This is a genomic window from Bacillus sp. CPT56D-587-MTF (assembly GCF_058792335.1).
The window spans coordinates 1,939,115-1,957,603 of sequence record NZ_JBYTEF010000001.1; the positions used below are offsets into that span (position 1 = coordinate 1,939,115).

The following is an 18,489-nucleotide window of genomic DNA, read 5'->3' on the forward strand; positions in this document are numbered from 1 at the left end:
CACACCTTTCATTTTCTATTGTACGCAAGAATTAAAAATGATGCAAAAAAAAGTCGTTTTGACTACGGAAATAATGAAAATATGTGAAGGAAAAAGGGGATTTGTATACAATTAGTTAAATAAGAAAGAAAAAATAATTTTATCAACAGAAATTAACAAAATGTGACAAAAATCTATTAACGAATCGTATTTTTTGTGTTAATATTCAAAATATAAAGGGTATTCGTCGTATGGAAATGGAGGGAATGGAGGTTTTTCCAATCGATAAGGATATTAAAGAAATATTTTGTTCACACTTGAAAAACAATAGGCACCAATTCGTAGAGAACTGGAAAAACAAAATGATAATTTCCGAAAAAGATCCATTTAAACTAGAAGTAGTTCAAAATGGAGAGGATTTACTAGAGTTAATTATCGAACTTACTATGGAAGATAAAGATATAAATTATCTTCAACCGTTATGTGAGAAAATTGCTATTGAACGTGCTGGAGCAGATGCGAATATTGGAGATTTTGTTTATAACGCAAACGTGGGAAGAAATGAACTTTTCGAAGCGATGTGTGAATTAGATGTTAGCGCTCGTGAATTGAAACCAATTATGGCAAAAATACATACTTGTTTTGACAAATTAATTTATTATACCGTTTTAAAATACTCGGAAATTATATCGAAGAATTTAGAGGAAAAACAGCAATATATTAACGAAACACATAAAGAAAGGCTGACGATTTTAGGGCAAATGTCAGCTAGTTTTGTACATGAATTTCGTAATCCGCTTACTTCCATTATGGGGTTTGTTAAATTATTAAAGGCGGATCATCCGAGTTTATCGTATTTAGATATTATTTCGCATGAATTAGATCAATTAAATTTTCGTATTTCGCAATTTTTACTCGTATCGAAAAAAGAAATGTGGAATGAATCGGAACGGTTTTGGCTTAATGACTTGTTTCAAGACATTATACAATTCTTATATCCGAGTTTGGTCAATGCGAATGTTTTGATTGAAAAGAATTTACCGTATCCAATTCCGCTTGTTGGTTATCGGAGTGAAGTGAGACAAGTATTTTTAAACATATTAATGAATTCAATTGATGCTCTTGAATCAATGAAAGAAGAACGAAAAATTATCATTGATGTATTTGAAGAAGATCAAGCTATTCGAATTGTGATAAAAAATAATGGACCAATGATTCCAGCTGAAAATGTAGAAACGATTTTTGAACCATTTGTAACTACTAAAAAGTTAGGAACTGGTATTGGATTATTTGTATGTAAACAAATTGTGGAAAAACATAATGGATCCATTATGTGTCGATCAGATAACGATTGGACAGAATTTCAAATTGCATTTCAAAAATAAACAGTCTACACCAAATGAATGGTGTAGACTGTTTTAATTTGTGAGTATAACGGCTTCTAATTTAGGATCTTTAGTTGAATAACCTACTATTGAAATTGTATAAATAACATTTGGTTCAACATTGAATTTTGGTATAGTCAATAAAACGTTTTTATTATCTGCGAGTGAAATTTCAATATCTGCTGTACCAGGGCTAACTTGCAAAAAATCTGTTATTTGTTTAAAGAGTACATTTTCAAATAAATGATCCCCATCTTTTAAATCTACGTTTACAACAGGGGTATCTGGAGAGAAATGTGCAAACCGTATTTTGGCTTGACCAGCTGGTAAATGTGTATTATCAAGTATAGGCTGTAATTGTAGGTGATTATCACTATTTATTGCAGCAAGAGTATAAGTATGATTTCCCATTATTGGTACCAACGCTGAAAAGATTGGAGTTTCATTTCCGACAGGAACAATATCTATACGGTATTTACCTTGCACTAATGATAAATAAGGGCTGAATTGCTTAAATGAAATATTTTTAATAACCTTTTGTCCGTTTACTAAAATGTCAACCGCTGGTATATTTGGATCGGCATGAAAAATTCTTATATGTGACGGTAAAGCAGCTTCTTGTGAGTCTCTTGTTTCATACGCCTGTACAAGTTTTGATAGTGCATCGTAATATTTCATATATAATTCTATATATTTTTTAGGATTACGAAACTGATAGTAACGTGCGAGTTGTTCGTATTGTGTAACTTCTTGTCCATATTTTTCGATTTCAGATTGAGACATGAACATTCCTCCTTTGTCATCATTAAAACTATATGCAAAGCAAGAAAGCGGTTATGCAAAAAAAATGATTTTATAAAGGGAAAATTAAAAATTGACAACAAATATGTTTTCATAAAGAGGTGCTGGTGCTTACGAGAATTTCGCAGAGTAAAGCAGTACATATGATTGTACGAAAGTAAAATAAATGCCAAATTGAAAGTGCATTTCAATTAACATATTGAATACATGTCCAAAAATCGCTAGAAAACTAGGGATTTTTTTAATTATAGGCAAATACACATACAAAGTGATAATTGTCCTACATAAATTATAAAGGAAAGATACTTTGAATCTGAGGAAAGGAGTGCCACTTCGGGATAGGGATATCCCGATAGTAGTTGTGAATGAAGTTATGAAAAGGTTTTGTGTTATAGGCTGTAGGATGAATTTGTAAACTTCATTTTTCTATTTATTTTAGCAATTGACAGTATTAACCCATAAGAGAGCGTCATGACGAACTGATTAGTGTGGTTAATCGGTTCTTTTTTTATAGTTTAAAACTGAAAAGTTTACATAATGAATAGGAATCTGAATTGATTAGTAAGGTGGGTGTCGAAATTTGTTTTAAAATATGCAATTTAAAGTAGGATAATAGGAAGGAGTTTAACGGGAGTTCCGTCGAAGTGTACAGAATGTCGGCATTTAAGGACAGTTGGCATTATGCTATAAAAACATTTGGTGATGTAGTCATTTCATATAAAAAGGAGGGTTATTTGGGCGTATAGAAAAGGGTTGGTCTTCGGTTTTTTAGTTCTGAATTTTCTGTTTTATAAAAATTTTTAAGCACTCATTTGTATATTTTATAATAGTTTTTTGATAAATTCACTGCTTTTGCAGAGGATTCTTTTTTATGAAAGAAACGTCAATTTTCTTCATATATATATACAAATTGGAGAAATGGGGGAGCGCTATGCGCGATTACTTAATTAAACCACTTGTTGGTCAGCCGTATCCAATGATTTCACATGGAAAAGGTGTTTATTTGTATGATCAAAATGGCAATAAATATTTTGATGGTTCGTCAGGAGCAATTACGGCAGGTATTGGGCATGGCGTAAAGGAGATTGCAGACGTTATTAAAAAGCAAGCTGAGGAGATTGCTTTCGTTTATAGATCACAGTTTACGAGTGAACCAGCTGAAAAATTAGCGAAGAAGTTAAGTGATTTAAGTGTAGGAGATTTGAACTGGAGTTTTTTTGTAAATAGTGGCACGGAAGCGAATGAAACAGCTATGAAAATTGCAATTCAGCATTTTCAAGAGCGAGGTATTCAAGGGAAACATAAAATTTTATCAAGATGGATGAGTTATCACGGTATTACGATGGGTGCTTTATCGATGTCTGGGCATCCACTACGTAGACAACGTTTCGTATCTATTTTGGAAGATTATCCGACTATACCAGCTCCATATTGTTTCAGATGTCCTGTTCAAAAGGTATATCCAACTTGTCAGCTGGCATGTGCGACTGAACTAGAAAGATCAATTGAAAGAATTGGTGCAGAGCATATTGCTGCTTTTATTGCTGAGCCGATTATCGGAGCAGCTGGAGGCGCGGTTGTTCCGCCGAAAGACTATTATAAAGTCATTAAAGAGATTTGCGACCATTACGATATTTTATTTATTGCGGATGAAGTAATGACTGGGCTTGGTCGTACTGGAGCATGGTTTGCGATGGAGCATTGGGGCGTAGAGCCGGATATTATGACACTTGGTAAAGGGTTAGGAGCGGGATATACACCGATGGCAGCGACAGTTGTAAGTGATCGTGTTATGGAACCAATATTACGTGGATCACGTTCAGTAATGAGCGGTCATACGTTAAGTGCAAATCCATTGTCTGCAGCAACGGCTTTAGCTGTTATTGAATATATGGAGAAACATAATCTTCCTGAAAAAACAGCAGAAAAGGGAGAGTATTTAATAAAAGGCTTACAGAAAGTTCAGCAACAATCGACAATCATTGCTGATGTGCGCGGAAAAGGGTTGCTAATCGGGGTAGAATTGCAACCGTTTACAAAAGCGTCAGAGCTTATTTCAGTTGCAGCTAAAAATGGTCTGCTTTTATACCAAGCAGTTTCAGGGCAAGCAGGAAAAGAAGATAGTGCACTGCTTGTAGCACCGCCAATGACAACTACATATTCCGAGTTAGATGAATTACTTTCAATTTTCTCTAAAAGTGTGGAAGAGATGATGCAAAAAGGAGGGCATAGTATCGCATGACAACTATTACAAATACATTCGGTAAATTAAAAGAAATTGAGGAAGTAATTTCTTTGTTCCATGATGATATGACATTGATGTTTGGGGGATTTGGAGGGATTGGATCCCCTCCATCTTTAATACAGGCAATTTTAGAAAAAGGCGTTACAAATTTAAATTTAATTGGAAATGACACTGGATTTCCTGATGTAGGTATCGGTCGTCTTGTTACAAATGAAAGAGTTAAATCAATAATTACTTCTCACATTGGCTCCAATCCAAATGCAGGAAGGCAACTAAACGAGGGAAGGTTACAAATTGAGTTTTCTCCGCAGGGAACATTAGCAGAGCGTATTCGCGCTGGTGGCGTTGGTCTTGGTGGTGTTTTAGTTGATGTTGGTGTTGATACGATTGTGGAAGAGGGAAAACGAACAGTTGAAATGAATGGTAAGACCTACTTAGTTGAAACAGCATTAACTGCTGAAGTTTCAATTGTATATGCGAAAAAGGCAGATCCGTTTGGTAACCTTGTATTTGACAAAAGTGCACGAAATATGAATCCCCATGTAGCTATGGCTGGGGATATAACAATTGTAGAAGCAGAAGAAATAGTCCCGCTTGGAAGTTTAGATCCAGAGGAAATTGTCGTTCCAGGTGTTTTCGTAAATTATATTGTACCGTCGGAAGGAGTGAACTGGAAATGGGTATGGGCGTAGAAGTGAGGGATAAGATTGCTAGGCGTGCGGCGAAAGAAATACAAAATGGTATGATTGTAAATTTAGGTATTGGCATACCATCGCTTGTACCAAATCATTTGCCTGAAGATATAAATGTTATGTTTCATGCGGAAAATGGAATCGTCGGCATGGGACCAACGCCAAGTAAAGGGAATGAAGATGAAAATTTGTGTAATGCAGCAGGTTTACCAACTTCTCTTATAACAGGAGCAAGTTATTTCGATAGCTGCACAGCGTTTGGGATGATTCGAAAAGGTTTGCTAGACATAACGATTCTTGGTTCATTACAAGTAAGTGAAAATGGTGATTTAGCAAACTGGATTGTACCTGGAAAACGTGTTCCAGGTATTGGTGGAGCAATGGATTTAGCACAAAAAGCGAAGCGGGTCGTTGTTGTGATGAATCATGTTGATAAGTACGGAAATGCAAAAATTGTTTCAGAGTGTACATTGCCATTAACTTCAAAGAAATGTGTAGATTTAATTATTACTGATATGGCAGTCATGGAGGTAACTCCGAGTGGACTTATATTACAAGAATTAATGAGCCCATACACAGTAGAAGATGTAAAACGACATACAGAAGCTGATTTTCAAATTAGTTCTAACTTACTAGTAATTGAATGAAGGGAGATGTAATATATGGAGCAATTAAAAAAGCAAGTTTGTGATTATATTGAGAGCCATGAAGAGGAAAGTGTGAAATTTTTAAAACGATTAATTCAAGAAAAGAGCGTATCTGGTGATGAAAGCGGTGCGCAGGCAATTGTGATTGAAAAATTACGTGAATTAGGTTTAGAGCTCGATATATGGGAGCCTTCTTTTTCTAAAATGAAAGATCATCCTTATTTTGTATCACCCCGTACAAGTTTTTCAGATAGCCCAAATATTGTAGCAACTTTAAAAGGAAGTGGCGACGGGAAATCTATGATATTGAATGGGCATATTGATGTAGTTCCAGAAGGGGATGTGAATCAGTGGGAACATCATCCTTATAGCGGTGAGAAAATCGGAAATCGTATATATGGCCGTGGAACGACGGATATGAAGGGCGGAAATGTCGCACTTATGCTTGCGATGGAAGCGATTATTGAATCTAACATTGAATTAAAAGGAGACATCTATTTTCAAAGTGTAATAGAAGAGGAAAGTGGCGGAGCAGGGACATTAGCAACTATATTACGAGGATATAAGGCAGATGGTGTCATTATTCCGGAGCCTACTAATATGAAGTTTTTCCCGAAACAACAAGGTTCCATGTGGTTTCGTCTACGTGTAAAAGGGAAAGCTGCACACGGTGGAACGCGCTATGAAGGGGTTAGTGCAATTGAAAAAAGTATGTTTGTTATAGAACATGTAAGAAAGCTAGAGGAGAAAAGAAATAGTCGAATTACAGATCCGTTATTTAAAGAAATTCCGATTCCAATTCCAATTAACATTGGGAAAATTGAAGGAGGGAGTTGGCCAAGTTCTGTTCCCGATGAATTAATTTTAGAAGGAAGATGCGGTGTTGCGCCGAATGAGACTATAGAGGCGGCAAAAGAAGAGTTTGAGAATTGGATTGCTGAATTAAATGATGTGGACAATTGGTTTGTTGAAAATCCAGTAGAAGTAGAATGGTTTGGAGCGAGATGGGTTCCTGGTGAACTAGAAGAGAATCATGAACTCATTACGACACTTCATCACAACTTTGTTGAAATCGAAGGGAACGAACCAAATATTGAAGCATCTCCGTGGGGGACTGATGGAGGTTTATTTACACAAATTGCAAACGTACCAACAATAGTATTTGGTCCAGGAGAGACGAAAGTAGCACACTATCCAAACGAATATATAGAAGTTGATAAAATGATAGCTGCCGCAAAAATTATTGCATGTACATTACTAGATTGGTGTGAGGTGAAAAAATGAAATACTATGAATCTTTTAGAGAACAGACGAATTGTTATACAGTAGAAGGTGTTTTAGATTATTTTAATAAGCGTATTCGGGTAGATCACTATACAGGAAATGTTGAAAGTATTATACAGACAATTGACGAACTAGCAGAGAAACATTCTTTCACTAAATGTATTATTAAAGGAAAGGGAGAGCATGTTTCAACATGGCTCTCTTTCGGTTTTTTGTTGGAAGCAACGATACCTCATTATTTTCAAGGACACGATGCATACTTTTTTGTGAAATATAATAATGATGAAAGACGAAATAGTATGCATTGGATTGAGGAAGATACTATATTAAGCGGTGTAAAAGGAAAAGAAATAAAAGAAAAAGTAGTTCCAGAGAAATTTTTGCTGAGAAAAGCGACTGAAGAAGATGCAGAAGAATTAGCAACTGTATTCGGAAAAGTATTTGAAGTGTATCCGACACCTTTAAATGAAGCGAGTTATGTATTACAGACGATGAAAGAAGACGATACAATTTACTACGTGTATGAATTTGAGGGGAAAATTATTAGTACAGCATCTGCAGAAATGAACATAAAGGAAGGGAATGCAGAATTAACGAATTGTGCTACTTTACCTGAATACCGTAAACATGGATTTATGAAAAGTTTACTAATTAAATTAGAGGAAGAACTTCAAGAAAGATCTATTTTCTGCTCCTATACAATTGCTCGATCGCTTTCTTTCGGAATGAATGCTGCCTTTCATCAATTAGGCTATACGTATACAGGAAGACTGGCGAATAATTGCTACATTTTCGATAAGTTGGAAGATATGAATATATGGGTGAAAGATCTTTCTAGCTATTCGAAAGCAGTAAAACTTCCGCCTCAAAATTTGGCTGTAAAGCAAAACAGTTAGGTGGAGCTGGGTGTTTGAAAAAGCCGTACTAATTAGAGTTTCGAGTTATCTAATGAAAATATAAAATTGATTAAAATTATAGAACGGAATCGTCATGCTTACAATCGCACATAGGTGTGCCGAAAATTTGGCATGTAATTGCTGAATTTTCGGCAAAAGGGGGGATGACATTGCTAGCAGTTTCGACACAAGAAGTCATTGAAGCGATTTTGGGCAGTATTGATGAGGCTATACACGCTGTAGATGAAAATGGAATTACAATATTTTATAATTCTGTAGCTGCAAAACACGATGGATCGAAGATTGAAAAAGTGTTAGGGAAACATCTGTTAGAAGCGTTCCCGTCTTTATCAAGGGAAACGAGTACATTGATGAAAGTACTAGATACAAAAAAACCTATCGTACATCAGGTACAACATTATCAAAATTTAAATGGTGAAGATGTTTGTACAGTAAATACGACGTTACCTATTTTTATAGATGGGAATATTGCTGGGGCTGTTGAAATTGCAAAGGATTACTCTACAATTCAAAAGCTTACTGACACAATTGTTGACTTACAGTCGAAAATAAAGCGATCATCTAGAAAAAAAGTGATTAAAAAGCACGCTGCATTTGAGACGATAGTGACAAATGATACGCGGTTTAAACAGACGAAAGAGTTAGCACAAAAAGTAGCACCAACAGACGCGAATGTTTTAATATATGGTGAAACAGGAACAGGAAAAGAACTGTTCGTACAAGCAATTCATGAAGCTTCTAAAAGAAAAAACAAGCCATTTATTGCACAAAACTGTGCAGCTTTACCAGAGTCGCTATTAGAAAGTTTATTGTTTGGAACGACAAAAGGAAGCTATACGGGAGCGATTGAAAGAGCTGGGCTATTTGAACTTGTTGATGGTGGGACATTATTTTTAGATGAACTGAATTCAATGCCTCTTGATTTGCAGGCAAAAATGTTACGAGTGTTAGAAGATGGAGTCATTAGAAGAATTGGTGATAATAAGACGAGAAAAGTAGATGTTCGTGTTATTACCGCGATGAACCAGCCTCCAGAAATATGTTTACGAGAGAATAAAATTCGCACTGATTTATATTATCGCTTAAACGTATTTTCATTATATATCCCACCGCTTCGTGAAAGAACTGAGGATGTACTATTATTAGCATCTTATTTTTTGAAAGAATATAATAAAAGTTATAAAAAAGGTGTACTTCAAATTGATGAGGAAGCGAAAGATAGACTGCAAGCTTATCAGTGGCCTGGAAATGTACGGGAGTTAAAACATACGATTGAACATGCTGTTATTATTGCAGAAGGGAATACATTAACAGCCAATTGTTTACCACGTACATTTCGGAAAGAGAAGTTTTCGAAGAAGAAGGGTATAATGCCACTTAGAGAAGCACTTCATCAAACAGAAAAAGAATTAATAGATCAAGCGTTGATTGAAACGGAAGGGAATATATTACAAGCCGCAAAAATGTTGGGTATCCCTCGTCAAACGCTTCAATATAAACTGAGCAAGTACGACAAAACCGCCGAATAATCGGCGGTTTTTGTGTGTTTGCACGAATAAAAGAGCGTTTACATATATAAAAAGTAATGAATATGATGTTAAGTATTGATTTCATACAACGCTTAAAAATATTTTTTCGCTTATGTAATAGGGTTCTCCGCACATTTACTTATCAACAATGTAAAGTTGGCATAACTATTGCTTATATAAAGGATGAGCGTATAAAAAGGGGGAATAGCAATGTTACATGATGTATACAAACCAAATCGTCACTGGAAGGATATCGAATTATGGAAAGATGTTACTGAAGAGCAATGGAATGATTGGGTTTGGCAATTAACGAATACGATCAAAACGTTAGATGACTTAAGAAAAGTGATTAACTTAACACCTGAAGAAGAAGAGGGCGTTAAAATTTCAACGAAAACGATCCCGTTAAATATTACACCGTACTATGCTTGGCTAATGAATCCTGATGATCCACGCTGTCCGATTCGGATGCAATCAGTACCGATTTCGGAAGAGTTATATAAAACAAAATATGATTTAGAAGACCCACTTCACGAAGACGAAGATTCACCAGTTCCAGGGCTAACACATCGCTATCCAGACCGTGTACTATTCTTAGTAACAAATCAATGTTCTATGTATTGTCGTTACTGTACACGTCGTCGTTTTAGTGGACAAATTGGAATGGGTGTACCGAAGAAACAATTAGATGATGCAATTGCTTATATTCGTGAAACGCCACAAGTACGAGATGTATTAATCTCCGGTGGTGACGGACTTCTAATTAACGATAAAATTTTAGAATATGTATTAAAAAATTTACGAGAGATTCCGCATGTTGAGATTATTCGTATCGGAACGAGAGCACCAGTAGTATTCCCACAACGTATTACAGAAAACTTATGTAACATTATTAAAAAATACCATCCAGTATGGTTAAATACACATTTCAATACATCTATTGAAATTACTGAAGAATCGAAAAAGGCATGTGAAATGTTAGCGAATGCTGGTGTTCCAGTCGGAAACCAAGCAGTAATTTTAGCTGGTATTAACGACAGCGTTCCAATTATGAAAAAACTTATGCATGACTTAGTAAAAATCCGTGTACGTCCATACTACATTTATCAATGTGACTTATCTGAAGGTATCGGTCACTTCCGTGCACCAGTATCTAAAGGTCTTGAAATTATTGAAGGTTTACGTGGACACACATCTGGTTATGCTGTTCCGACATTCGTTGTTGATGCGCCAGGTGGAGGCGGTAAAATTGCACTTCAGCCAAACTATTTAATCTCACAAAGTGCAGATAAAGTTGTACTTCGTAACTTTGAAGGTGTTATTACGACGTATCCAGAGCCAGAGAGCTATATTCCAGGAAGAGCGGAAGGATACTTTAAAGAGATTTATCCGAACTACGAAGAAAAACGTTCAGATGTTGGTATCGCAGGTCTTATGAGCGATAAGAAATTTAACCTCGTTCCAGACGACTTACAGCGTATGAACCGTCGTAAAGACTACGAAGATAATGATACTCATGCATCTTTAAAAGATAAACGTGATAAGCGCGATCAATTAAAAGATAAAAAATATCAAGCACAAATGGCTAAGTTAGAAGAAAACGACAAAAAAACTGAGGGTGATGCAGTATGAATTGTATGTGGTGTGACAGTACAGAAGCGAAAGAAAGCTTGAATACTGTATATTGGGAATTACCAGATGGTACGAAAGCCATTGAAATCCAAGAGACACCATGTATTTCTTGTTCCTCGTGCGGGATGGACTATCAATCAGACCATACAGTAAAAGAAATTGAAGATCAATTATTCTTAATTTACACGAAAGATTTACCAAAACAACTAACATATGAAGAATTAATGGGAAGACCGCGTCTATTAAAAAGAAATTATTTCGACTTTTAACCAGCTTTTATGCTGGTTTTTTTCTTTTTTGCCTTGTATAATGTACCCAAGTTAGAAAGGTAGGGAATATTTTTGAAAAAGACATTTTACCATTATATGATGAAGCATCGTGCAGCTTTATTTAGAAATGAAATTTCAGATTTAGCAGAGGCGATGTATGATGATTTAAGTTTTCCGAAGCAATCTGAAGACTATGATGAAATTAGTTCATACTTAGAGTTGAGCGGAATGCTAGAAAGTATGTCTATATTTGATGAAGCCTGGGATTTATACATACAAGATAGATAAAAACTATTTGAAAACATACAGAATACATTACTTTATTTAAAGTGAAGTATTCTGTATGTTTTTTTATTATGAAATTTGTTGATTTAAAGCTAGTCTAGTTACTAGCTTTTGTTTGAGTGTAATGTAAATTTTATAAGATTATATTTTTTATTGAAAAAATTTATGAATATAAGCTTCTGTGATAAGCGTTTTTATGTAGGTTGCATATACTGATATCAAAATCACGACGTCAAAAAAAGGAGAGATAGAGATGGCAAGAAAAAAACAACCTAAATACAACGTAGGGGACATAGTCGTGATTACGCTATATGGAACCGTTGGGAAAATCACAAATATGAAGGTTTTAGATGGAGTTTATGTATACGAAGTCAATAATCACGATGGATTTTACGTAGAGCAAACGCTGCAGCACGTTACAGAGCAAGATATGAAAAAGGGCGATACGGAGTGGATTGAATTAAATTATAATTTCACGTTTGGTGATCTTGTGCAAGTAACTGGATATGATAAAGATGTTTTCCGTATTGTTGGTTTTCGTACAGAAGTATGGAGATATAAGAATGACGCATGGGAAGATACAATTTATGAATTGTCACGGATTACGGATGGTGAATGGTTAGAAGCGGATGAATCAGATTTAACGTTACTCGCCAATGCTCAAACGGCAAATGCAATTTTGAAGAAAATGAAACAAGATAAAGCAGGTATGAATAAATTAGATTTAGGAAAGTTAAAGTCAATTAACAACTCGAAAAAAGTGAGTGTTAAGACGAATCGTCAAGAAATCATTGATGGATTACTTGATATTTATAACGATTATCAATTATTGTTCGATACATTTAAAGATGAAGAATATAAAATTGTAATGGATGTTGTTCATAATTATTTAGTTAAATTGACAGAGAAAAAATAGTTAACTAGAAAGAGAGAATAAATTGAACAACAACATATGCAGTATAAGGTATGCCTACAACTATTAAAAAAATAAAAAGCCACTTTATAAGAGAGTCTGCCCATTGATCTTCATGCATGAACTCTTCTTTTGTTTGTCCTACTTCATATTGATTTTCCATTATTATTTCCCCCTTTGAATAGCTTGTACTACAATCGTATGCATCTCGTCCAAAGCTTATGACCTATAAAAAAATAAAATCTATTTTTCTAATCTCATATACATAATTTTGAGATTTTTTCATAAAACAGAAATAAAGGAGTGATGCTCATGAAGGAAATTGAAGTCGTGATTGATACGGAAGAGATTGCGGAGTTTTTTTATGAGCAACTAATTGAAAGAGGGTACGTCCCAAAACGAGAAGAAATTGAAGATCTCGCAGATATTACATTTGAGTATTTATTAGAGAAATGCATGATTGATGAAGTTTTTGATGAAGAGGATGAATGAAAGTAACGACGGGCATAACTCGTCGTTTTTTACTCTTTACAAACCTGTCACAAATATAGTCAATAATTATTGGTATAATGAGAAGGAAATTTTACTCAAGAGGTGAAGGAATGTTCAAAAAAATTATTGATTCTTTATTAGGAAAGAAAAAATATCGTTCGTATTCAAGTAGTGATTATCGTCGTAGAGGGCGCTCGTATTCAAGTAGCGATTATAAACGACGTTCATCTGGTTATGGACATCAACATTATAAAAGAAAACGTAAAAGCCGTAGCTTCTTTTCAAGTAGCTGATGAAATGGCGTCGTGTACTAGCATTATTTGATAGACCACTGCGAAAAAATACAATTGTTGCAGAGCGTTATAAAATTGAATCAGTAATTGGAATGGGCAGTTATGGGGTTACATATGTCGTTAATGATTTACAAATAAATAGATATAAAGTCTTAAAACAATTAAGACAAAGTAAACAAAGATATGAGTCTGGTAGAAAATCATTTGAACAAGAGAAAATGATTTTACAAACATTAAATCATCATGCAATTCCTAGTCTATATGATCATTTCCTATGGGAGAAAAAGAGCTTCTTTGTGATGGAGTACATGCCTGGTAAAAATTTTGAAGATTATATTTTCATAGATGGGTATGTATATACAGAACGTGAAGTTTTTGAGATTTTATATGAAATATTAGAAATTGTATCGGTGTTTCATAGTGAAGGCATTATTCATCGAGATTTACGCATTCCAAACATACTAATGAAAGAAAATCAAATTAGTATTATCGATTTTGGATTAGCTAAATGGAAAGGTGAAGATGATGAGCGAGCTACAACTTACGAAGGTGAACAAGCTTTGATGCGAGAAGTTCACTTTCGTAGCGACTTTTATGCGCTCGGTCATTTCTCATTATTTTTATTATATGCAGGGTATGAATCTAATGAAAAACAGGAAAAACCATGGTACGAAGAATTAACTTTGGAACATTATAATCGTGAAATGCTTATGCGAATGTTACAAATAAAAACGCCGTACTATGAGAATGTACAAGATTTAAAACAAGATGTAGCTTCTGCTTTAGAAAGGATGGAGACTCCATGTTTCAAAAGTTTTTAGCAAGCGTTGGTATTGGAAGTGCAAAGGTAGATACTGTTCTTGAAAAAGATGAGTATATTGTTGGGGAAGAAATAGTTGGAAAGGTTCATATAACTGGAGGTTCAGTTAGCCAACAAATTGAAAGCATTTACTTAACATTATCGACGTCGTATGTACGAGAAGTGGATGATAAAAAAGTAACAGCAACATATGATTTAGAGCGAGTACGCTTAACAGAACCTTTTTCTGTAGAACCGAATGAAAAAGTTGAAATTCCATTTTCTTTTCCAATGCCAATTGAAGCACCACTTACACTTGGTATGAAAACGGTTTGGATTCATACAGGTCTTGATATTAAACGTAGTATAGACCCAAGTGACCGCGACTACGTTCAAGTGTTACCTAATGCATTATTAAGTAGTGTTTTAGATAGTGTAAATGAATTAGGGTTTAAAGCACGTCATATAGAATGTGAAGAATTACCGCATCGATTACGTAAGCAAGTTCCATTCGCACAAGAATTTGAGTTTATTCCGGTTTCTGGAGAGCATTATGGGAAATTAGATGAATTAGAATTATTAATCTTGCCACGTGCATACGACCGACTAGAAATTATTATGGAAGTAGATAGAAAATCACGTGGATTAGCTGGTTTATTCGCTGAGGCGCTTGATCTTGATGAGAAGGTGATTCGTTTTACCGTAACAAGAGAAGATATCCCTGAGATGAAGCAAAAAATTAATAATTATATTTTTTAATAAACTATGCATAAAAAAGAAATGGAGAGGAAAACTAAAACAACCGCTCCATTTTTTTTGCATAGTGAGGTTATGTATGTGAAACGATATCGACATTTATACTTGCTAAGTTTTACGTTACTCATTTGTTTTGTCGTATTATCACTTTCGTATCATACCGCTTGTATTGAGAACTTTGACAATATAGTCGCACATTTTATTCAAAGCTTTCGAAACGATTATTTGACGACCTATTTTACTTGGGTGTCTTTTATCGGTTCCAAAAGAATATATTTTCCATTACTCATTATTCTTGTAATGTATTTTCTCGTTAGAAAAAAGTTACTTAGTGCGTTACTTCTAACAATTAATTACTACGGATCTCGTTATTTAAACAGTATGCTTAAACTATGGTACGAACGAGCAAGACCTGATGTCACGCAGCTTGTTACTGCAACTGGATATAGTTTTCCGAGCGGTCATACGATGAATGCTACTGCTTTTTTAGGATTTATTGCATACGTCACAATTACTGAAGAGCGTATTTCGTTGCATAAAAAATTGTTAATTATTCTTATAGCAAGCTTTGTTGTATTATCTATTTCAGTTAGCCGAATATATCTTGGCGTGCACTATCCATCTGACATATTAGCAGGATGGGCAGCTGGCGGTAGCTGGCTCGTTTTATGTGTTATATTCCATAAAACGTTCATAAAAAAAGAACCTATGTCATAATAGGTTCTTTTTTCATTGGCTCAACATGAATGTGTGCATGGTAAATTCCAAATTTTTTGCGCAGCATAGCTTCGATGTTGTCGGTAATACAGTGACTTTCTCCAACATCCATGCGAGCATCTACTTCAATTGTAATATCAACGTACGTTTGATTCCCATACATACGTGCTCGAATATCTACAATGTTTTCCACACCGCCAATATGCTCAATAGCATCAGCGTATTCTTCCATTTTATCAGGATCAATTCCATCTGTTAGCATATGAGAAGATTCTACGAAAATCTCCCATGCAGTTTTACAAATAATAAGACCGACAATTAAAGCGGCAATAGGGTCTAAAATAGGCATTTGGAACTGAGAACCGACAATACCTACTACGGTACCAATACTTACGAGTGCATCTGATAAATTATCCTTTGCAGCGGCTTCTAATGATTTACTTTTTGTTCGTGCTGCAATTTTTTTCGTATACAAATACACGCAGTACATAACGACAGCAGAAAATAAAGCAACCCATGCAGCGAGTACATTAGGCGCTGCTTGTTTCGGATTTAAGAAAGATTGAATGGCACTAATAACAACTTCTAATCCGACTGTTGCCATAATGAAGGACGCAACAAGTGATGCGATTTGTTCGGCACGCGAATGCCCATACGGATGATCTGGGTCACGAGGTTTACGAGATATTTTTAGACCAATTAATATCGCTAAAGAAGCACCGATATCCGTTAAGTTATTTAAACCGTCAGCGCGTAATGCGCTAGAGAGGGTAATATAACTGATGATGATTTTCATAGAGGATAAAAATATGTAGGCCATAATGCTGACAATAGCACCTTTATCAGCTTCTTTATGAGAAAGAGTATCCATTTTAATCACTCACCTTTCTTTAAAGGAATTTCTTTCTATAAATAGAGTATCAAACGAAAGTCGTGTGGGTCTATACAAACATTGTTGACGTTTTATAGCTTTTTAAGAAGGGGATAACAAAGTTTCGTAAAGGAAAAATATGTTGAAAAGTACAAAGTCAAGGTGTGAACCTAATTGGAGTTTATTTACTAAAGAGATAGGAGGGTAGATGGATGAGGAAACGAATACTTTTCTTACTACGTATTATTCTTATCATGACAAGGTGTAATTCATTAAACGATGAAAAAATTCAAAAGATAATTGTGAAAATAGATGAAAACCCTCTGAAAAATATTTTCCAGAGGGCTTTCATTTTAGTATGCTTCTAAAAACTCAGTAACTTGCTCTTCTGTTTTTGCATTAGCACTATGTAAGTGGCCTAGCTTCTCACCGTTTTGGTATACAAGTAAACTTGGAATACCCATTACTTGATACTCTTCAGCGATACTTGGAAACTCATCTTTATTGATAGAGTACCATTCAAATTTATTGAACTCTTCCATTACATCTCCGATAAAGTTGTCCATACGTACGCAATCTGGGCACCATGTAGTAAAGAACTTAACAACTACAGGCTCCTCGCTTGCGATGATGTCTTTGAATTCTTGTTCTGTTTTAATTTCTTTCATAAGTAAAACTCCTTTCAATATCACACGAATTTATATGCAAAATTCGTATTTGCAAACATGTTGCAAACTTATTATTTGTTTTTTAGTTTTGTAGTTCGTTCACACTTATAAAATTGTATGTAACATGACTGCGCTACTAAGTGTGAAAATAATGGAACCTCACTTTTCTTTATAAGCTTTTTCCAGGATTGTGTCAAACTTTTGAATTTTATACAGAAATTAAAGAAGCCCACACTTTGATTGAGTATGGGCAGAGGGACTAAAATTAATCGCTTATTAATTTCGAATAGATATTTAAATCGATAAGCTTTCCAGCTGATTTTTCGCTCTTTCTCAGAGTACCTTCAAAAGTAAAGTTTAATTTTTCTAATACTTTTATAGAATTTACATTTGCAGGTTCAACTTTTGCTTCAACACGATTTAGTTTTAGATGTGTAAAAGCATAATCTAATAAAGAGGATATTGCTTCAGGTGCATATCCTTTACCCCAAAATGTTTTTGAAATATCATAGCCAATCTCAGTCTTTGAGTTTTCAAAATCTAAGGAATTATAGCCACATGAACCGATAATATGATTAGATTCTTTTTCAATAATAGTAAAACGTATAGCTTTATTATTTTGAGCGAGTTCGTTAAGGAATTGAATCATATCTTTTGCCTGGTTCTCATCAGTGAAATTACTTATATTCATGAATTTAGTAACATCAGGATCAGACCATATTTTAAACATACTTAGTGAATCAGATGCTTTCATTTTCCTTAAATATAATCTCTGTGAGTGTAGTTCTGTAATCAATACTTTTACCTCCGTTATGTTGTAATGATAGGTAGATTAAAAATATTGATATCTGCGCATAAGTCAGTCCCTTCTAGATTAATTAACTTTTATTATACAAGAAAATTACTACATTGAACAAAGGCGTTAATTGGAGCTAACGAAATGACAAACTCATCAATTGAATATTGCGTTCAGTGTGATTAAGAAAGTGGTGTATAAAGATGGGACGAGATGAGAGTTACTTCCAAACTAAAAAAAGAGTAGATAATTTAAAAACATTTTACATTCATTTAACCATCTACATACTAGTCAATCTGATGCTTTTTTTACTTTTTAAGTAGTGAATTAGCTATTTTTTATTTTAATTACAAAAATTGAATAAGGTTAGAAATTATATGGTTGTAATGGGAATTGAGGGATATGAATAAAAAAATTTTATCCCGCTATTTGTCGGGCAGTAAATACCCCCACCTCAAAGTTCAGCGGAAGCAAAGAATTTAGGTGGGGTCGGGCTGCCAGTAAAAGCCCGATTGGTGA

At 34.6% G+C, this 18,489-nt stretch carries 21 protein-coding genes and 1 pseudogene; 17 read left to right on the forward strand and 5 right to left on the reverse strand.

The genetic code is table 11. The features are described 5' to 3' along the window. Positions 1–230 precede the first annotated feature (230 nt). The gene (locus AC3WVZ_RS10055; protein WP_000425086.1) at positions 231–1,364 is read left to right on the forward strand and encodes a BA2291 family sporulation histidine kinase; all 1,134 of its coding nucleotides are present in this window, start codon (positions 231–233) and stop codon (positions 1,362–1,364) included. A 33-nt stretch (positions 1,365–1,397) separates the two neighbouring features. Here the strand turns inward: AC3WVZ_RS10055 and AC3WVZ_RS10060 are convergent, their stop codons facing one another. Continuing rightward, positions 1,398–2,147, reverse strand: coding sequence for a DUF4397 domain-containing protein (locus tag AC3WVZ_RS10060; protein WP_000083284.1), 750 nt, complete (start codon positions 2,145–2,147; stop codon positions 1,398–1,400). Between the two features lie 949 nt (positions 2,148–3,096). Here AC3WVZ_RS10060 and AC3WVZ_RS10065 point away from each other — a divergent pair. The 10 genes from AC3WVZ_RS10065 to yodN all read left to right on the forward strand — a co-directional run bounded on the left by AC3WVZ_RS10065 (position 3,097) and on the right by yodN (position 12,581). After that, positions 3,097–4,407, forward strand: coding sequence for an aspartate aminotransferase family protein (locus AC3WVZ_RS10065; RefSeq protein ID WP_001205882.1), 1,311 nt, complete (start codon positions 3,097–3,099; stop codon positions 4,405–4,407). Further along, a complete protein-coding gene (atoD, locus tag AC3WVZ_RS10070) occupies positions 4,404–5,102 on the forward strand; it encodes an acetate CoA-transferase subunit alpha (protein ID WP_000208102.1) in 699 nt (232 codons plus the stop codon). The genes AC3WVZ_RS10065 and atoD overlap by 4 nt, the downstream gene beginning before the upstream one ends. After that, the gene (locus AC3WVZ_RS10075) at positions 5,087–5,749 is read left to right on the forward strand and encodes a CoA transferase subunit B (RefSeq protein ID WP_000525293.1); all 663 of its coding nucleotides are present in this window, start codon (positions 5,087–5,089) and stop codon (positions 5,747–5,749) included. The genes atoD and AC3WVZ_RS10075 overlap by 16 nt, the downstream gene beginning before the upstream one ends. A 15-nt stretch (positions 5,750–5,764) precedes the next feature. Beyond that, a complete protein-coding gene (locus AC3WVZ_RS10080) occupies positions 5,765–7,033 on the forward strand; it encodes a peptidase (RefSeq protein WP_233936331.1) in 1,269 nt (422 codons plus the stop codon). Beyond that, positions 7,030–7,929, forward strand: coding sequence for a putative beta-lysine N-acetyltransferase (gene ablB, locus AC3WVZ_RS10085; protein WP_000878594.1), 900 nt, complete (start codon positions 7,030–7,032; stop codon positions 7,927–7,929). Before AC3WVZ_RS10080 ends, ablB begins: the two co-directional genes overlap by 4 nt. A gap of 164 nt (positions 7,930–8,093) precedes the next feature. After that, on the forward strand, positions 8,094–9,479 hold the full coding sequence (gene rocR, locus AC3WVZ_RS10090; protein WP_011110073.1) for an arginine utilization transcriptional regulator RocR: 1,386 nt from the start codon (positions 8,094–8,096) through the stop codon (positions 9,477–9,479). Positions 9,480–9,689: 210 nt separating this feature from the next. Continuing rightward, positions 9,690–11,111, forward strand: a complete 1,422-nt coding sequence (gene kamA, locus AC3WVZ_RS10095; RefSeq protein ID WP_000902142.1) for a lysine 2,3-aminomutase — start codon at positions 9,690–9,692, stop codon at positions 11,109–11,111. Continuing rightward, complete coding sequence (locus AC3WVZ_RS10100) at positions 11,108–11,380, forward strand: YokU family protein (RefSeq protein WP_000995763.1); 273 nt, start codon at positions 11,108–11,110, stop codon at positions 11,378–11,380. Before kamA ends, AC3WVZ_RS10100 begins: the two co-directional genes overlap by 4 nt. A 72-nt stretch (positions 11,381–11,452) precedes the next feature. Next, positions 11,453–11,668, forward strand: coding sequence for a YozE family protein (locus AC3WVZ_RS10105; RefSeq protein ID WP_000750717.1), 216 nt, complete (start codon positions 11,453–11,455; stop codon positions 11,666–11,668). Positions 11,669–11,918: 250 nt separating this feature from the next. After that, complete coding sequence (gene yodN / locus AC3WVZ_RS10110) at positions 11,919–12,581, forward strand: germination protein YodN (protein ID WP_000101499.1); 663 nt, start codon at positions 11,919–11,921, stop codon at positions 12,579–12,581. 4 nt (positions 12,582–12,585) lie between these two features. Here the strand turns inward: yodN and AC3WVZ_RS10115 are convergent, their stop codons facing one another. Further along, positions 12,586–12,741, reverse strand: coding sequence for a DUF3930 family protein (locus AC3WVZ_RS10115; RefSeq protein WP_000431486.1), 156 nt, complete (start codon positions 12,739–12,741; stop codon positions 12,586–12,588). 149 nt (positions 12,742–12,890) lie between these two features. Here AC3WVZ_RS10115 and AC3WVZ_RS10120 point away from each other — a divergent pair, with 149 nt between their 5' ends. The 5 genes from AC3WVZ_RS10120 (at position 12,891) to AC3WVZ_RS10140 (ending at position 15,635) form a co-directional block, all read left to right on the forward strand. After that, the gene (locus AC3WVZ_RS10120; protein WP_000658451.1) at positions 12,891–13,070 is read left to right on the forward strand and encodes a YozD family protein; all 180 of its coding nucleotides are present in this window, start codon (positions 12,891–12,893) and stop codon (positions 13,068–13,070) included. A gap of 110 nt (positions 13,071–13,180) precedes the next feature. Then, positions 13,181–13,363, forward strand: a complete 183-nt coding sequence (locus AC3WVZ_RS10125) for a hypothetical protein (RefSeq protein WP_000473371.1) — start codon at positions 13,181–13,183, stop codon at positions 13,361–13,363. After that, entirely contained in the window at positions 13,363–14,184 is an 822-nt protein-coding gene (locus tag AC3WVZ_RS10130; protein ID WP_000872063.1) for a serine/threonine protein kinase, read from the forward strand. The genes AC3WVZ_RS10125 and AC3WVZ_RS10130 overlap by 1 nt, the downstream gene beginning before the upstream one ends. Beyond that, entirely contained in the window at positions 14,166–14,921 is a 756-nt protein-coding gene (locus AC3WVZ_RS10135; RefSeq protein ID WP_000486625.1) for a sporulation protein, read from the forward strand. The genes AC3WVZ_RS10130 and AC3WVZ_RS10135 overlap by 19 nt, the downstream gene beginning before the upstream one ends. Before the next feature lie 78 nt (positions 14,922–14,999). Next, positions 15,000–15,635 (forward strand): phosphatase PAP2 family protein, encoded by a 636-nt coding sequence (locus tag AC3WVZ_RS10140; RefSeq protein WP_000833370.1) that lies wholly within the window; start codon positions 15,000–15,002, stop codon positions 15,633–15,635. On the opposite strand, the gene AC3WVZ_RS10145 is transcribed toward AC3WVZ_RS10140, so the two are convergent. The 3 genes from AC3WVZ_RS10145 to AC3WVZ_RS10155 form a co-directional block, all read right to left on the reverse strand. Then, a complete protein-coding gene (locus AC3WVZ_RS10145) occupies positions 15,625–16,506 on the reverse strand; it encodes a cation diffusion facilitator family transporter (RefSeq protein ID WP_000380385.1) in 882 nt (293 codons plus the stop codon). The two genes, AC3WVZ_RS10140 and AC3WVZ_RS10145, sit on opposite strands and share 11 nt — an antisense overlap. 353 nt (positions 16,507–16,859) lie before the next feature. Then, a complete protein-coding gene (locus tag AC3WVZ_RS10150) occupies positions 16,860–17,174 on the reverse strand; it encodes a thioredoxin family protein (protein WP_000658787.1) in 315 nt (104 codons plus the stop codon). Between the two features lie 265 nt (positions 17,175–17,439). After that, positions 17,440–17,970, reverse strand: a complete 531-nt coding sequence (locus AC3WVZ_RS10155) for a GNAT family N-acetyltransferase (protein WP_000627261.1) — start codon at positions 17,968–17,970, stop codon at positions 17,440–17,442. A 203-nt stretch (positions 17,971–18,173) separates the two neighbouring features. Between AC3WVZ_RS10155 and AC3WVZ_RS10160 the strand changes: the two are divergent. After that, positions 18,174–18,284 (forward strand): annotated as a pseudogene (locus AC3WVZ_RS10160) (2TM domain-containing protein); the annotation flags it as partial. Between the last annotated feature and the right edge of the window lie 205 nt (positions 18,285–18,489).

Bases quoted from the DNA above. Each gene is read 5' to 3' on its own strand.
- AC3WVZ_RS10055 (WP_000425086.1), top strand. From the start codon at position 231: ATGGAAATGGAGGGAATGGAGGTTTTTCCAATCGATAAGGATATTAAA.
- AC3WVZ_RS10060 (WP_000083284.1), bottom strand. From the start codon at position 2,147: ATGTCTCAATCTGAAATCGAAAAATATGGACAAGAAGTTACACAATAC.
- AC3WVZ_RS10065 (WP_001205882.1), top strand. From the start codon at position 3,097: ATGCGCGATTACTTAATTAAACCACTTGTTGGTCAGCCGTATCCAATG.
- atoD (WP_000208102.1), top strand. From the start codon at position 4,404: ATGACAACTATTACAAATACATTCGGTAAATTAAAAGAAATTGAGGAA.
- AC3WVZ_RS10075 (WP_000525293.1), top strand. From the start codon at position 5,087: ATGGGTATGGGCGTAGAAGTGAGGGATAAGATTGCTAGGCGTGCGGCG.
- AC3WVZ_RS10080 (WP_233936331.1), top strand. From the start codon at position 5,765: ATGGAGCAATTAAAAAAGCAAGTTTGTGATTATATTGAGAGCCATGAA.
- ablB (WP_000878594.1), top strand. From the start codon at position 7,030: ATGAAATACTATGAATCTTTTAGAGAACAGACGAATTGTTATACAGTA.
- rocR (WP_011110073.1), top strand. From the start codon at position 8,094: ATGACATTGCTAGCAGTTTCGACACAAGAAGTCATTGAAGCGATTTTG.
- kamA (WP_000902142.1), top strand. From the start codon at position 9,690: ATGTTACATGATGTATACAAACCAAATCGTCACTGGAAGGATATCGAA.
- AC3WVZ_RS10100 (WP_000995763.1), top strand. From the start codon at position 11,108: ATGAATTGTATGTGGTGTGACAGTACAGAAGCGAAAGAAAGCTTGAAT.
- yodN (WP_000101499.1), top strand. From the start codon at position 11,919: ATGGCAAGAAAAAAACAACCTAAATACAACGTAGGGGACATAGTCGTG.
- AC3WVZ_RS10115 (WP_000431486.1), bottom strand. From the start codon at position 12,741: ATGGAAAATCAATATGAAGTAGGACAAACAAAAGAAGAGTTCATGCAT.
- AC3WVZ_RS10120 (WP_000658451.1), top strand. From the start codon at position 12,891: ATGAAGGAAATTGAAGTCGTGATTGATACGGAAGAGATTGCGGAGTTT.
- AC3WVZ_RS10125 (WP_000473371.1), top strand. From the start codon at position 13,181: ATGTTCAAAAAAATTATTGATTCTTTATTAGGAAAGAAAAAATATCGT.
- AC3WVZ_RS10130 (WP_000872063.1), top strand. From the start codon at position 13,363: ATGAAATGGCGTCGTGTACTAGCATTATTTGATAGACCACTGCGAAAA.
- AC3WVZ_RS10135 (WP_000486625.1), top strand. From the start codon at position 14,166: ATGTTTCAAAAGTTTTTAGCAAGCGTTGGTATTGGAAGTGCAAAGGTA.
- AC3WVZ_RS10145 (WP_000380385.1), bottom strand. From the start codon at position 16,506: ATGGATACTCTTTCTCATAAAGAAGCTGATAAAGGTGCTATTGTCAGC.
- AC3WVZ_RS10150 (WP_000658787.1), bottom strand. From the start codon at position 17,174: ATGAAAGAAATTAAAACAGAACAAGAATTCAAAGACATCATCGCAAGC.